Annotated in this window: 15 protein-coding genes; 14 read left to right on the top strand and 1 reads right to left on the bottom strand. The window is 36.1% G+C overall.

Annotation, left to right across the window (positions count from 1 at the left end; all coding sequences use genetic code 11):
* Positions 1–36: 36 nt before the first annotated feature.
* Positions 37–2,301 (bottom strand): glycoside hydrolase family 65 protein, encoded by a 2,265-nt coding sequence (locus RK02_RS11625; protein WP_016184428.1) that lies wholly within the window; start codon positions 2,299–2,301, stop codon positions 37–39.
* Positions 2,302–3,200: 899 nt separating this feature from the next.
* Here RK02_RS11625 and RK02_RS11620 point away from each other — a divergent pair.
* From RK02_RS11620 to RK02_RS11555, 14 genes are all read left to right on the top strand, one after another.
* Positions 3,201–4,001 (top strand): SDR family oxidoreductase, encoded by an 801-nt coding sequence (locus RK02_RS11620; RefSeq protein WP_016184427.1) that lies wholly within the window; start codon positions 3,201–3,203, stop codon positions 3,999–4,001.
* Positions 4,002–4,019: 18 nt separating this feature from the next.
* Positions 4,020–5,870, top strand: coding sequence for a BglG family transcription antiterminator (locus tag RK02_RS11615; RefSeq protein ID WP_016184426.1), 1,851 nt, complete (start codon positions 4,020–4,022; stop codon positions 5,868–5,870).
* Entirely contained in the window at positions 5,870–6,352 is a 483-nt protein-coding gene (locus RK02_RS11610; RefSeq protein ID WP_016184425.1) for a transcriptional regulator GutM, read from the top strand. The genes RK02_RS11615 and RK02_RS11610 overlap by 1 nt, the downstream gene beginning before the upstream one ends.
* A 3-nt stretch (positions 6,353–6,355) precedes the next feature.
* Positions 6,356–6,907 carry a PTS glucitol/sorbitol transporter subunit IIC gene (srlA, locus tag RK02_RS11605; RefSeq protein WP_016184424.1) on the top strand — a complete coding sequence of 184 codons (552 nt, stop codon included), beginning with the start codon at positions 6,356–6,358 and terminating at the stop codon, positions 6,905–6,907.
* A 15-nt stretch (positions 6,908–6,922) separates the two neighbouring features.
* Complete coding sequence (gene srlE, locus RK02_RS11600; RefSeq protein ID WP_016184423.1) at positions 6,923–7,918, top strand: PTS glucitol/sorbitol transporter subunit IIB; 996 nt, start codon at positions 6,923–6,925, stop codon at positions 7,916–7,918.
* Positions 7,919–7,956: 38 nt separating this feature from the next.
* Entirely contained in the window at positions 7,957–8,313 is a 357-nt protein-coding gene (locus RK02_RS11595; protein ID WP_016184422.1) for a PTS glucitol/sorbitol transporter subunit IIA, read from the top strand.
* Positions 8,314–8,410: 97 nt separating this feature from the next.
* Entirely contained in the window at positions 8,411–9,088 is a 678-nt protein-coding gene (locus RK02_RS12285) for a fructose-6-phosphate aldolase (protein ID WP_016184421.1), read from the top strand.
* Positions 9,089–9,736: an HAD family hydrolase gene (locus RK02_RS12280; protein ID WP_016184420.1), complete on the top strand. Its 648-nt coding sequence runs from the start codon at positions 9,089–9,091 to the stop codon at positions 9,734–9,736.
* A gap of 253 nt (positions 9,737–9,989) precedes the next feature.
* A complete protein-coding gene (locus RK02_RS11580; RefSeq protein WP_016184419.1) occupies positions 9,990–10,364 on the top strand; it encodes an ArsR/SmtB family transcription factor in 375 nt (124 codons plus the stop codon).
* Between the two features lie 13 nt (positions 10,365–10,377).
* Positions 10,378–12,504, top strand: coding sequence for a heavy metal translocating P-type ATPase (locus tag RK02_RS11575; RefSeq protein WP_016184418.1), 2,127 nt, complete (start codon positions 10,378–10,380; stop codon positions 12,502–12,504).
* Positions 12,505–12,809: 305 nt separating this feature from the next.
* Positions 12,810–13,697 carry an ABC transporter ATP-binding protein gene (locus RK02_RS11570; protein WP_016184417.1) on the top strand — a complete coding sequence of 296 codons (888 nt, stop codon included), beginning with the start codon at positions 12,810–12,812 and terminating at the stop codon, positions 13,695–13,697.
* A complete protein-coding gene (locus RK02_RS11565; RefSeq protein WP_016184416.1) occupies positions 13,681–14,535 on the top strand; it encodes an ABC transporter permease in 855 nt (284 codons plus the stop codon). The genes RK02_RS11570 and RK02_RS11565 overlap by 17 nt, the downstream gene beginning before the upstream one ends.
* 37 nt (positions 14,536–14,572) lie before the next feature.
* A complete protein-coding gene (locus tag RK02_RS11560) occupies positions 14,573–15,025 on the top strand; it encodes a LytTR family DNA-binding domain-containing protein (protein ID WP_016184415.1) in 453 nt (150 codons plus the stop codon).
* Entirely contained in the window at positions 15,018–15,431 is a 414-nt protein-coding gene (locus tag RK02_RS11555) for a DUF3021 domain-containing protein (protein ID WP_016184414.1), read from the top strand. The genes RK02_RS11560 and RK02_RS11555 overlap by 8 nt, the downstream gene beginning before the upstream one ends.
* Positions 15,432–15,546 lie beyond the last annotated feature (115 nt).

Genomic DNA, 15,546 nt, shown 5'->3' with positions numbered 1-15,546 from the left:
GCGACACTTCTTTGGCTATAATCTAAAAGGTGTAAATTAAGCTAAGGCGATTTTGATTTCATCCGTTAATTCATATGGTTGATGATACAACTGAATCGTAATGGCTTCACCGCTTAATTTTTTCACAGTGACAAATTGTTGATCGACCTTGATAGCTAATAGACGACCACGATAATTGATATGGAAAGCATAGTCTTGCCAAGCTTTTGGTACAAATGGCGCAAAGCTTAGGGTTTCGTTTGCTGTCTTCATTTGGGCAAAGCCTTGTACAATCCCTAACCAGCTACCAGTCATTGAAGTGATATGCAAGCCGTCTTCAGTATCATTGTTGTAGTTATCAAGGTCAAGACGGGCGGTGCGTTCATACATTTCAACTGCTTTTTCTTCCATTCCTAGCTCAGCGGCCAAGATTGCATGAATACATGCGGATAGAGAAGATTCATGTACAGTCATTGGTTCATAGAAATCAAAGTTTTTCCGTTTTTCATCCAATGTAAATTGATTGCCGAAGAAGTAAATGCCTTGTAAAACATCCGCTTGTTTAATAAAGCAGGAACGTAAAATCTTATCCCATGACCAGTTTTGGTTTAATGGTAAATCTGATGGCTCTAAGCTAGCGACTGGACGTAAATCTTTGTCTAAGAAAGTATCATGTTGAACAAAGACACCTAATTCTTCATCGTAAGGGAAGTACATTTTTTCAATGATTTCTTCCCATTTTGCTTGTTCTTCAGGTGTAATTTCAATAATCGCTTGATCGGCGAATTTACGATAGCTTTCAAGCGTGTATTGTAAGACCCAACGAGCGATATAGTTGGTATACCAGTTGTTGTTGATATTATTTTCATATTCATTTGGTCCAGTTACCCCATGAATCATGTATTTATCTTTGCGTTTAGAATAATGCACACGATCAGCCCAGAAGCGTGCAATTCCTGTTAATACTTCTAAACCTTCTTTTGCCAGATAAGTCGTGTCACCAGTATAGTTGGTATAATTGTAAATCGCATAAGCAATCGCACCATTCCGATGAATTTCTTCAAAAGTGATTTCCCATTCGTTATGACATTCCACACCGGTAAAGGTTACCATTGGATATAAGGCGCCCGCTAGCCCTTGTTGGCGAGCATTGTGATAAGCTTGTGGTAATTGATTATGACGATATTTCAATAAGCTACGTGTCACGCTTGGATCAGCTAAAGATAAGTATAATGGTACGGCATAAGCTTCTGTATCCCAATAAGTTGCCCCACCATATTTTTCACCAGTAAAGCCTTTTGGACCGATGTTTAAGCGTTCATCTTCACCATAGTAAGTAGAGAATAATTGGAATAGGTTAAAACGAATTCCTTGTTGAGCAGCTTCGTCACCATTAATTACGACATCGGCTAATTCCCAACGTTTTTGCCAAGCTTTAGCATGCTCTTCTTTTAAGGCAGCATAGTCACTTCCATATTCAGCAAATAGCTTTGTGACATAATCTAATTGCTCAGCTGATTCTACATCACGACTGGTAACAATTAATACTTCTTTTTCAAAAGTCACCCCTTCGCCGGCTTTTAGATCAAAGCTAAATTGATTAGCGACCATTAAGGGCATTTCTAATAAAGCATCACTTTCAAAATTGTGTTTCATTGCCGCAGTTACTGTAAACTGAGGAACACCAAACGGATTAGCGATCGTTTGCGCAGTAACATAGCTTAAATCATCACTTTCCCCTTGTGCAACTGCTTGCCAGAAATGTTCGTCATAGTTACTGTCTTCATTCGTCACGTTATTGTCTAACATTGAGTTGATTTGAATGGTTGCCTGACCTTTTAAAACAGTAGCTTTTACTTGAATAAAGGCTAATTCCTTTTTGACAATACTCAAGAAACGTTCAAAACGAAAAGCAACGGTGCAATCAGCTAATTCGACTACAAACGAACGAGTTAACAGACCGTTTTGCATATCTAGCTCTAAAACAAAATCTTTTGGATCAATGGTTGCTAAATCTAAAACAGTTCCATTAATTAAAATTTCCATTGCCAAGAAATTCACCGCATTGATGACTTTTCCAAAATATTCAGGATAGCCATTTTTCCACCAACCCACACGAGTTTTGTCAGGGAACCAAACACCAGCTAAATAAGTTCCTTGATGATGATCAGCGCTATAGGTTTCTTCAAAGTTTCCGCGCATGCCCATGTAGCCATTTCCGATACTAGTTAATGATTCTTGTAAACGACGATGTGTACGATCTAATTGAGTTGTTCTTACTTTCCATGGATCCACATCGAATAAACGCATAATTTGTTTCATATTTTTATCCTCCAATTGAATTAAGTCATCTATATTTTAAACGCAAACGGTTGCGTTAGTCAAGTCAAAACTAGAAAAAAATAAAAAGAATGATTTTGAAATGAAAACTAGCTATAAATTAGCTGTTTGTTGTTGCGTAAACAAGGGAAACGATTGCGTAGAGCTTGTGAGAGATGAATCATTTTTCAGATGGATGGAATTTGTATCCCCTTTTTTTCAGAGTCGGAAAAAAGGCTGACTTAATTTGGTTTAGAAAACGCTTTATTATTTACTTGTAATTAATGATTAGTGCTAATCAAAAATTTCATCGCATTTTTATTTTTAAGAGGAAGAAAGATAAAGCGCAGGTCTGGTAGCCTCTGAATAAATGGCATCAATCGAGCTGCTATTCGGTAAATAAGTAACTATCCCCAAAAAGTGTTAAAAGTTGTGCACTTTTTGTGTCTAGTTAGACTTATTTACTCATAGCAACCCGCTCGCTTGATAGCCTCTGAAGTAAACGGCATGAGCCAAGCTGGTTTTCGGCAATAAGCTTGTAGTCGAAAAAGTGTTAAAACTTACGCACTTTTATCGCCTACTTCGACTTATTGCTCAAACCAGAACGCTTGTCTCATAGCCTCTAAAAACGGCATGTGATTGAGCTGATACTCGGTAAATAAGCCAAGTTGCTGAAAAAATCTTAAAATATGGAGGATTTTTCCATCCACTTGGAACTTATTTACTCGTATCAAAGCGCTCAACACATAGCCTCTGAATAAACGGCATGAGCCAAGCTGGTTTTCGGCAATAAGCTTGCAGTCGAAAAAGTGTTAAAATATATGCACTTTTGTCGCCTGCTGCGACTTATTGCTCAAACCAGAACGCTTGTCTCATAGCCTCTGAATAAGGGAGAGAGTGTAATGACAGATTGGTTAGGTATTGCAGGAAAGACAGTAATTGTAACAGGTGGTTCGTCAGGTATTGGTCAAAGTATTGTTGAGGCATTGTTAGCGCAAGGTGTGCAGGTGGCTAATTTTGATATTAAAAATAATGATTTAACGCATGAAAATCTTTTGTTTGTTTCAGTTGATGTGTCCAATCGTCAAGCTGTAGAAGAGGGTGTTGCTAAGGTAGTTGAGCGTTTTGGTACAGTTGATGGCTTAGTGAATAATGCAGGGATTAATATTCCGCGTTTATTAGTTGATCGTAAAGAAGCACATAGTCAGTATGAATTGTCTGATGAAATTTTCGATAAGATGATTGCAATTAATCAAAAAGGGTTATATTTGATGAGTCAAGCTGTCGGCCGTATTTTAGTAGAAAAACATCAAGGGGTAATTATTAATATGGCATCCGAGGCTGGCTTAGAAGGTTCTGAAGGTCAAAGTTGTTATGCAGCGACAAAGGCAGCCGTTTACAGTTTTACTCGTTCATGGGCAAAAGAATTGGGTAAATCTGGTGTTAGAGTAGTCGGTATAGCACCAGGGATTATGGAAGAAACTGGTTTACGTACACTAGCTTATGAAGAAGCATTGGCTTATACTAGAGATATCACAGTAGAAACTTTACGAGCTGGTTATGCTAAAACTAGCACGATTCCACTAGGTCGTAGCGGAAAGTTAAGCGAAGTAGCAGATTTAGTTTGTTATTATTTATCTGATCGTTCTAGTTACATCACAGGTGTAACCACTAATGTAGCTGGAGGTAAAACAAGAGGATAAGTTTAGGGGGAGTAATTGGTGACATTAGTAAATCGATGGTATGAAATTCTCCAACTATTATACTTTAATCAGCGGTTAAGCATTGATGAATTGAAGGAAAAATTAAAGCTTAGCCCGCAAACAATTAAAAGTAGTATTGATACGTTAAATCAAGAGTTGCTGCCAATTGCGCAAATAACTTTAAATGATAAGATATATAGTCTAATAATTTACCAATATGAAGAATTTCAAGAGATCCTTCATGGTAGATTAAAAAAAGAATCAGATTATAATTCTTCTAGTCGGCGTTTAGCTTATATTGTTAAACGGTTGATAGAGACGGGTGATTATCTATATATCGATGATTTAGCTGAAGAAATTGGTGTGAGTCGAGGAACCTTATCTAAGGATATCAAGCAAGCCAAAGAATTTTTAGCGGACTATCAATTAGTCATTCAAGGGACACCGAATAAAGGGATTCTTCTAAAAGGTGAGGAACTAAGCCAACGCTTATTTTATATGCAGCAAGTAGTCCCGTATTTTCCAATTACGACTTTAAAAGCTTCTGTGCAAGCTAAGGTTCAAAATATAATTGATGAATATCAATTGGATTATTTATCAGAGAATTTATTAAAATTGACGATTCATACTGCGATGATGCGATTGAAACAACGTAAACAGATTGATATGGGTGCGCCTCCTTTTATTCAAAGTGTTCAATTAACTGCTGAATTAGAGGATTTACTTTTTGAAATTGAAGAAAGTTATCAGCTTACTTTAAGTCGAACAGAACAGGAATTTATTTTATTCCCAATTATTATTTCACATCAGAAAACGATAAAAATTGTCGATTATGATTATTTACAGTCAATTTTTATGCAAATGATTAATAAAACACGTAAAGCGATTTATTGGGATGTGGATGAACAGGCTTTATTTGCTGAAATAAAAAATCATTTACTCAATTTATTATTACGTTTGTATTATCATATCGAATTAAATGACTTGTTTAGTGAACAAATTGAAAAGAAATATCCCTTTGCATATGAACTAGCTAAAGTAAGTATTACGGAGATTGCTCAAATTTTGAAACGACCTTATCGGAGTGTAGAAGTGAATTATTTGACCTTTTATTATGAGCTTTTCTTACAAAAAGATCATTCAAAAAAAGTGAAATCAATTGCTATTGTTTGTAGTACAGGTAAAGGGACAGCGGGGATGATTCGTGCGCAGATTGAACAGATTATCGGCTCAGATATTGAAATTACGCAATATTCAGAAAAAGAATATGATCATATTAATTTAAATGATTATTTCGCAGTATTTACGACGATTCCTTTAAAAAATATTGATGCGTCCACACCGGTCATTCGTATTACGCAGCTTTTCAATGATGAATGGTTAAGAAATGCCTGGCAACAAGCGACCAAATTAAGAAGTCAAAGCTATCATTATGTAGATATTCATTATCATTTAATTGATTCAAAAGCTTCTTATGAGCAAATACTTGCAAGCTTGGTCCAACCCTATGTCTTACAAGGAATTTTAGATGCTGACTTTTATGTCCATTTGCTAGAACGTGAAAAGAAAAGCAGTACCATTTATGAACAAAAAATTGCTTTTCCACATACATTAAATAGCAGCAGTCAAAGAGTTCAATTAATCGTTGGGATTCCTAAAGAGGCGATCCAAACAGCACAAGGAGAAATTGACTTGATTACTTTGTTAGCGATTCCTAAAGAGTTAACAAAAGTAGCTGAAGATGAACTGATGAAGGTTTATGGTAAAATTTTTGAATTGGTTAGTGATGCAGAAAAAATGCAACAACTTGAACAGATTCAAGATGAACAGAGTATGTGGCAGTTTATTGATAGAAAGGAGTTATTCTGATGAACTTTTTTATCATTTTAGGTTTATTCATGTTAGGAGCCTATGTATTACAGGTACTCCTTACTTTAAAACAAATTAAACATTTTACTAAGGTCTATCAAAGCATGCGTCAAAAAGGTAAAGTAGCTATTGGCCGTAGATCAGGTAAAGTCAAGGCAGGGACGATTGTGATGTTTGCGGTAGATGATCAAGGTGTCATCCTTGACTGTCAAAAAATGCAAGGGGTTACAATTTTAGCTAGATTTAAAGCTATGGATCAATTTATCGGTGAAGATATTCATTATTTAGATAAGTATCATCCTAAGTTTAGACAGTGTAATCGATTGCTCCAAGAGGCTATTTTAAATGCGCGAGAAATCTATGTTCGAGTGCAAGCGGGGAATTATCAAGAACAACCAGCTGTTAGCCCACTTACAGGTGCAGCTTTACAGCTAAATCTTTGGAAAACGAAATTACAAATGAAATTAAAGAAGGAGTGTTAACAAATGCATTATATTACAAAATTTGCTGAGGGTTTTATGGGCTTGTTTCAAACCGGTGCCCAAACATTTATTAGCTGGATGACTAGCATCGTACCAGTAGTATTGCTTTTGATGGTTGCGATGAATACGTTGATTGCTTTTCTAGGTGAAGAGCGTGTGACTAAAATCGCCAGAGTTTCAGCTAAAAATCCATTTACTCGTTATTTAGTTTTACCATTTTTATCAGCTTTTATGTTGGGAAATCCGATGTCATTTACCATGGCTCGTTTCTTGCCTGAATTTTATAAACCAAGCTATTATGCAGCACAAGCTCAATTTTGTCATACAAGTAATGGGGTATTTCCACATATTAATCCGGGTGAATTATTTGTTTGGTTAGGGATCGCGCAAGGAATTACCAAGCTGGGCCTTAATTCAATGGAGTTAGCGATTCGTTATATGTTAGTAGGGATTTTGATGAATTTCATTGGTGGTTGGGTGACTGACTTTACTACCGCTTATGTATGTAAGCAACAGGGTGTTGAACTAAGTAAAAAGGTAAACGTTCACGCATAATAGGAGGAAATAATCATGACTGAATATAAAAGCATTATTGTACACAAAGGGAATGGTGGGTTTGGTGGACCATTGACCATTACACCAACTCCAGAAAAACACAAATTCATCTATATTACAGGTGGAGGAGAAAAGCCAGCAATTGTTGATAAAATTGTAGAATTAACAGGTATGGAAGCAGTGAATGGGTTTAAAACATCTATTCCTGATGAAGAAATTGCTTTAGCGATTGTTGATTGTGGAGGAACGCTCCGCTGTGGAATTTATCCTAAAAAAGGCATTCCGACAATCAATATCGTGCCGACTGGTAAAAGTGGTCCATTGGCTCAATATATAACTGAGGAAATTTATGTATCAGCGGTTGGCATTGATCAAATTCAACCAACTGATCAAACAGCTACACCAGCGAAGGTCTCAACTGAAGCTGCTAAGGAACAACCTAAGTATGATACCAGTCGCAAATTAACCGAACAAAGAGCACAACAAAGCTTTATTGCTAAAATAGGTATGGGAGCTGGTAAAGTCGTAGCTACCTTCAACCAAGCTGCTCGTGAAGGTGTCCAAACCATGATTAACACGGTTATTCCGTTTATGGCCTTCGTTTCATTGTTAATTGGGATTATTCAAGGATCTGGGGTTGGAGAATTGTTTGCGAAAATTATGTCTCCGTTAGCAGGAAATGTTATCGGTTTAATGCTGATTGGTTTTATTTGTTCGTTGCCATTTCTTTCTCCGTTATTAGGACCTGGAGCGGTTATTAGTCAGGTGATTGGTACTTTAATTGGGGTAGAAATCGGTAAAGGGCATATTCCACCACAATTAGCTTTACCAGCACTATTTGCCATTAATACCCAAAACGCTTGTGATTTCATTCCAGTAGGTCTTGGTTTAGAAGAAGCCGAAGCGAAAACAGTTGAAGTAGGGGTACCATCTGTTTTATATTCAAGATTTTTAAATGGTGTTCCACGTGTATTCGTTGCTTGGTTAGCAAGCTTTGGTTTATATAGTTAACAATACAAAAAGTCAAAAGAAGTAGGAGTGTATGTAAAATGGTTATTTTTAAGACAAACGTCATCGGCATCGGAAATGAAGCTGAATTATTCAAAGAAGAAAAAATGATGATTCTATTTGGTAAGGAGGCACCAGAAGCATTAGCTGAATATTGCTATAACATTGAAGTGAATACGACACAAGCTGCTATTCAAAAAGACATGCATGTCGTCTTTGATGGTCAAGCGTATAAGATTACGGCAGTGGGTGATGTTGTTCGTAAAAATTTAGATCAGCTTGGTCATATTACGATTAAATTTGATGGTGCAACACAAGCTGAGCTACCAGGTACACTATATGTAGAAGATAAACCGATGCCTAATTTGCAAGTAGGAACACAAGTTACGATTGAATAATAAAAAAGATGGCAGGGTTCAACTTTGCCATCTTTTTTAAATGAAGGAGACTCTAATTCTTCATTGATTAACTATTAGATAAAGGAGTCGAAATTTGATGGAAATCATGTTAGATACAGCTAAAATTGAAACAATTCAGCTTTTACAACGGGCATTAAATATTGCAGGAGTTACAACGAATCCAACGATTTTAAAAAAAGAAGGAGACGACCATCCTTTTGAACAATTAAAGACAATCGCTCAGCTATTACCAGATGCCAGTCTACACGTTCAAGTGGTAGGAACAACTGCAACCGAAATGATTGAAGATGCGCAGGTTATCGCTAATAATCTGTCTAAATCAGTTTACATTAAAGTGCCGACTACACTAGAGGGCTTAGGTGCCATGAAGATTTTGAAGCAACAAGACTTTAAGGTTACTGCTACTGCCATCTATAGTGAAATGCAAGGCTATTTGGCGCTGAATGTAGGAGCGGATTACCTTGCTCCTTATTATAATCGAATGGAAAATCAAGGCATTCAAGCGACTAAGGTTATTGAGCATTTAGCTAATAAAATCAGTAATGAACACTTTAATAGTAAGCTTTTAGCAGCTAGCTTCAAAAATAGTTTACAAGTTAATGAAGCCCTGCAAGCAGGTAGTCATGCTGTAACAGTAGCGCCAGACATCTTGTTGACTAGCCTTAATTCACCATTAATTTTGCAAGCAGTAGAACAATTTCAGCTAGATTGGTATAATAAGTATAAGTCTGAAAATTTGAAGGGTTTGAATTAGATGCAAACAGTAATTTTTGATATGGATGGTGTATTGGTGGATTCTGAATATACCTTTTTTAAAAGTAAGTCAGATATGCTAAAAGAAGCAGGACATCCGGTAGCAACGAGCTATCATTATCAATTTATGGGCACCACTTTTACTTATATGTGGGAGCAGATGAAAGCAGAATTTGATTTACCTAAATCGGTTGATGAATATATTCTAGAGATGAATCAACGCCGAAAAGCAATTTTCCAAGAAACAGGGGTTCGAGCAATCAAAGGTGCAGTAGAGCTGGTTCGAGCGTTACACCAAGCTAATTTTAAATTAGCGGTAGCCTCGGCTTCTCCTAAAAATGAGATTGAGCAATATTTGACAGAGCTAGGGATTATTGATTGCTTTAGTGCCTATGTCAGTGCTGATGAAGTCGAACATGGCAAGCCGGCTCCAGACGTGTTTTTAGAGGCCGCTAAGCGAATTCATCGCAAGCCAAGCGAATGTATCGTTTTTGAGGATACGAAAAACGGCAGTCGTGCAGCGAAAAATGCGGGGATGTATACGATTGGCTTTGCTAATCCAGACTATCCTAAGCAGGATTTATCAGCAGCCGATGAAATTGTCAGTGATTATCAGCAGGTTGATATTGAACGTTTATTAGCTATGTAGGTGTAGCAAAGCTTTGATTAAGATATTTAGTGTGGTTACTCAAACAAGAGAACGATGCTAGATATCTTTTTTTATCCTTTATCTGGCGGTGTTTTAATCGTTAAACCCCTCATCAAGTATAAATAAAAAATACATTGCTCGTTCACTTGAATAACTGTTCAAGTATCTATTGACTTCTTTTTATCGCAGTAGTAAAATTAACATATGAACAACTGTTCAAGTATGTAATTGAAATAATATCAGAGGTGATAATATGGCAAGGAAAATTCAACCAACTGAAAGATGTGACTGTGATGTTATACATGAGGATACTGTTAACCAAGTTCGAGAAAAAATGCCTCAAGAAGAAACCTTATATGATCTTGCGGAGCTATTTAAGGTCTTTGGGGATTCAACAAGAATTAAGATACTCTGGGCGTTAGATGAAGCCGAGATGTGCGTTTGCGATATTGCATTCTTATTGAATATGACCCAATCAGCAATTTCTCATCAGCTAAGAGTCTTAAAGCAGGCTGAACTAGTAAAGAGCAGAAGAGAAGGAAAGATTGTATTCTACTCCCTTGAAGATGAACATGTAAAGCAAATATTTGACCAAGGATTAATTCATATTTCAGAAGAAAGTAAGTAAAGGTGGGATAGTGATGTTAAAGAAGGAAATAATTTTAGAAGGATTAGATTGTGCAAATTGTGCAGCTAAAATGGAAAAAGAAATAAGCGGTTTAGAAGGAGTGGAGTTTGCTGCAGTAGATTTTGTTTCAAAGAAACTAACAATGGAAATAAGTCCGAAAGTCAACCGTACTGAATTAAATGAGAAGATTGAAGGCATTGTAAAAAAAATCGAACCGGATGTAAAGATTGTTTTTGAGAAAGATACATCTAAGGCCAACATAAAAGAAAATAATGAAGAGGAAGAAGAAGGTGTCAACAAAAAAGAAATCATAAGACTTGTGGTCGGTGGAGCAATATTTGCCGTGGGAATCATCTTTAATTTCCAAAATTGGCTTGAGCTTACCTTATTTATTATTAGTTATATTATAGTTGGTGGAGAGGTTGTCTTAAGAGCAATAAAAGGTATTGCCCGTGGACAGGTATTCAGTGAGCATTTTCTAATGAGTATTGCTACCATTGGTGCTTTCTTCGTTGGAGAGTATCCAGAAGGTGTAGCAGTTATGCTGTTCTATCTGGTAGGTGAATTGTTTCAGGATATAGCTGTAGGTCACTCCAGAAAATCAATAAGTGCTTTGATGGATATACGTCCTGACCATGCAAATCTTAAAGTTGGCGATGAGATCAGGAAAGTATCTCCTGAAGAGGTAAACATAGGTGACATCATTATTGTTAAGCCAGGAGAAAAAGTTCCCCTCGATGGCAAGGTTATAGAAGGAAACTCAATGGTTGACACTGCAGCGTTAACAGGGGAATCTGTTCCTCGTGAACTCGAGCCAGGAAACGATGCATTGAGCGGATTCATTAATAAAAATGGCGTTTTGACAATAGAGGTAACAAAGGATTTTGGTGATTCAACTGTATCTAAAATTTTGGATCTGGTTCAGAATGCCAACAGTAAGAAAGCTCCTACAGAAAAATTTATAACAAAATTTGCGCGTTCCTATACTCCGATTGTAGTTTTTGGAGCATTAGCCTTAGCAATCATACCTCCATTGGTGATCCCGGGTGCAACTTTCTCTACATGGATATATCGAGCCTTAGTGTTCTTAGTTATATCTTGTCCATGTGCGTTAGTAATTTCAATACCATTGAGCTTCTTCGGAGGGATTGGTGGAGCATCGAAGAGAGGTATATTAGTAAAAGGCAGTAACTATCTTGAAGCGTTGAACAATGTGGAAACAGTTGTTTTCGATAAGACGGGAACGCTAACAAAGGGTGTATTTGAAGTTGTGAATATCAACTCTCAAATTGATTTTACAAATGAGGAATTGATTGAATATGCAGCATTTGCTGAAAGTCACTCAAGTCATCCAATTGCACTATCCATTTTGAAAGTCTATAACAAAGATGTCGATATCGCTAAAATTGAAGACTATGAGGAAATTGCAGGTCATGGGATTTTAGCTAAAGTTGGTGGTAAAGAGATTCTTGCCGGAAATAGCAAACTGATGAATAAAGAAAACATTAAATATCAGGAAGTTGAGACTCTGGGTACAATAGTACATGTTGCAGTAGACAAGAAATATGCAGGCAATATTGTAATCTCTGACGCAGTGAAGGAAGATTCAGCTGATGCGATTAAAGGATTGAAGGCATTAGGTGTTAGAAATACGGTTATGCTTACTGGTGATTCGAAGGCAGCTGGGGAAAAAACAGCAACCCAACTTGGAATTGACAAGGTGTATACTGAATTGTTACCGGCCGACAAGGTAGAAAAAATTGAGGATCTGGATGCTAAGAAATCTCATAAGGGGAAAATTGTATTTGTTGGAGATGGTATCAATGATGCACCAGTACTTGCGAGAGCTGATATTGGCATGGCAATGGGCGGCTTGGGGTCTGATGCTGCAATTGAAGCAGCTGATATAGTTATCATGACGGATGAACCATCAAAAATTGTCACTGCAATTAAAGTAGCAAAAAGGACTAGGAAAATTGTGATGCAAAACATTGTGTTTGCATTAGGGGTTAAAGCCATATTCCTTGCACTTGGTGCGGTGGGAGTTGCAACTATGTGGGAAGCTGTATTCGCTGACATGGGTGTGGCATTAATCGCAATATTAAATGCAATGAGGGTAATGAATACAAAAAGTATATAAGCCTACATGATTTATTAACCCCTTGATTTATTTCCTCAAAGATAAAAATTTTTAAGGAAATGGGACTTGTATTTCTTGCGCACAATTTTAGAAAATTAGTAACTAGAGTAAGGAAATATGAGGGAAAAATAATCATACAAAACCAAATATAGGGGGAAAATCCTCTATATTTCATCCAAAAAAACCAAAAATCGAAGGCATCTTTTTCATTTACCATACCACTTAACGCATTATATTCACCACTTGTCGTAAAAGGTTATTTTGCTGTCCTTTTTTTGTTATTATTTTAGCGAGGTGAGTGTGCAATGTACTTAATCGAAACAAAAAATCTATCAAAAAAATACGGACAACAGCTAGCTGTCAATCGACTAAATATTAAAATTGCAGCAGGTAAATTAACTGGTTATTTAGGGACAAATGGTGCTGGAAAATCAACAACGATTCAAATGCTTACTAAAACCTTAATGCCTAGCTCTGGAAAAATTCTATATGCCAATCAAAATAAGACGATAGCGATGGGCGTGGTATTCCAAAATAGCGTTTTAGATGATGAATTGACCGTCTTTGATAATTTGTTTTTAAGAGGACAAATGTATCAAAAAACTGAAAAACAGGCAATTATTTCACTGATGAAAAAAACAGGAGTCTATTTGTTTGCTAAAAAGAAATATAGTGAACTTTCAGGTGGTATGCGAAGAAAGGTTGATATTACCAGGGCGTTAATTAATCAACCTGCTATCTTATTTTTGGATGAACCGACAACTGGTTTAGATCCACAATCAAGAAAAGAAATCTGGGCACTATTAAACGAACTTAAACGAAATGGTTTAGCTATTTTTTTAACAACACATTATTTGGAAGAAGCGGAATTTGCTGATTATATCTATATTTTAGAAAAAGGAAGCATTGTAGAAGAGGGCTCTCTTGATGAGTTAAAGAAAAAATATGCCCAACCCTTTGTTCGATTAGAAAGTAAGCAAATGACCTTGCTAGAAACGAGTTTAGCCTCTTATCAAACAAAGAAAATTTCAGCAAATAGTATAGAGGTTTATCTAAAAAACAAAGATGAAGTCATTCTGTTATTACAACGAGTAAAGGATTTCATTGATAACTTTTCTTATCAACCGCTAGGCATGAATGAAGTGTTTTTAAAAATTACGGGCAAGGTGATGCATCATGATAGCCTTATGTAAAAGAAACTTAAAAATCTACTTTTCAAATAGTGCAACGGTCTTTTTTTCATTATTGGGTGCTTTAATTGTATTTGGTTTATATTTTTTATTTTTACGAAAAAATATGGTTACTCAGTTTGCTAGCTTAACAGATGGCCCTAGGATTGCTGATTATTGGGTGTTAGGCGGAATTTTAGCTACTACCAGTCTGACTACATCATTTACTGCTTTAAGTCAATTGGTTAAAGATAAAGCCGAAAATAAATTGATGGATTTCCTTATTACCGATACCAACGCTTCTCAGTTAATGATGGGTTACTTTCTTAGTGGGTTGATTATTTCATGCTGTATGCAGCTAACGGTATTTATTTTTTGTTTGGGTTATTTTTACTTTCAGGCAAATAGCCCTATTTCCTTGCTAAGCTGTTTGCAGACGCTAGGACTTATAGTGTTAAGTGGATTGAATGCCACTGCTTTTAACCTAATTGTTTGTTTATTTATCAAGACAGAAAGCACGCTGCGTACAATTGGTAATATTTTAGGTGCGATAGCAGGTTTTATGTGTACTGCCTATTTACCAATTGGCTCATTTAGTGGTGCTACACAAACGATGATTAAAATTTTGCCTATTTCTTATGTCTCATCTAGCTTTCGTCGCCTCTTTATTTCTTCTAGTATTCATTGGCTTCCTCATGAAAAAACGCAAGAATTAAAAGCGTATTTGGGGATTGGTTATCTTTTTAAAGGACAGCTTACTACGGCGACGATGGACATTAGTGTGCTGTTGATAACGACGATTTTTTGTTTGCTAGCCATAGCTTTATGTAATAAAAAAATAGCCCAAGTCACGATGTCTTAGCTATAATGTATGGTATAGCTATAATGGAGGTGGTTGTTTGCGTATTGTCTTTAAAAAAAATACTCAGATTAAGGAACTTTCTATTACGGTAGAAAAGGCTTCTAAGGATGAAGAGGTTGATCAATTGCTCTGCTATCTAAATGACTATGCCCAAAATGAAAAGATTTTAACTATCGAAAAAGAAGGAGAAATTTATAAGCTACCTTTTGTAGAAATACTGTGGATTGAAGTGATGGGAGATTACACCAGTATTTATACTGATACGACTAGCTTGCGCGTGAGAAAAACATTACAATCAATTGAAGCAAAATTGCCGACTAACCAATTTGTAAGAACGAGTCGTCATACTTTAGTAAATATTAACAAAATAAAAAAGATAGAAAGTAGTTTTTCTGGGACAATGTCAGCAATATTATTAAATAATCAAATGATTCATGTCAGTCGTAAATACTGGCAAAATATGAAGCAAAGGATTTTGGCTAATGACTAAATTAAATATAATCATCAAACATTTTCTGATTGGTATGGGGTTTGGCAGCTTTTTTCTATTGGGAGTTCAACTAAGCTTTAGAGAAATGGTAGAGATTTCAAGAAGCGAATTTGTAGTTGTTATGTTGGCTAGTGGGCTCATTGGCTTATATTCCTGTTTATTTCGTAGTGAGAGATTAAATTTTTTAATTGCTGAGCTGTTTCATTTTGGTTTGACCTTAGGAACAGTTTTATTCATCGCCTACTGGTTTTATCAGGTGACTGATTGGCGACAATATTTGATTGTGTTTATCGTTTTTATCATTATTTACGTATTAATCTGGTTAGTTTTGCTGTTATTTACGAATCGTGAAGTAAAAAAAGTGAATGAAAAATTATCTCAAAATAGAGAAAATCATCTAAACTAACTCATCCTTACGTAGAATGAGCGCTCATAACTATCTTTATCCGATACTGTTTGAGGTTTTAGGCTTGAATTTATCAGCATTCAGTTGTAAAAGAAGATTTCTTATTTCTTACACT

The sequence above is a fragment of the Enterococcus columbae DSM 7374 = ATCC 51263 genome (assembly GCF_000406925.1).
Classification (GTDB): Bacteria; Bacillota; Bacilli; order Lactobacillales; family Enterococcaceae; genus Enterococcus_E; species Enterococcus_E columbae.
The sequence above is the reverse complement of the archived record's forward strand: the minus strand, read 5'-3'. Positions and strand labels throughout refer to the sequence as shown.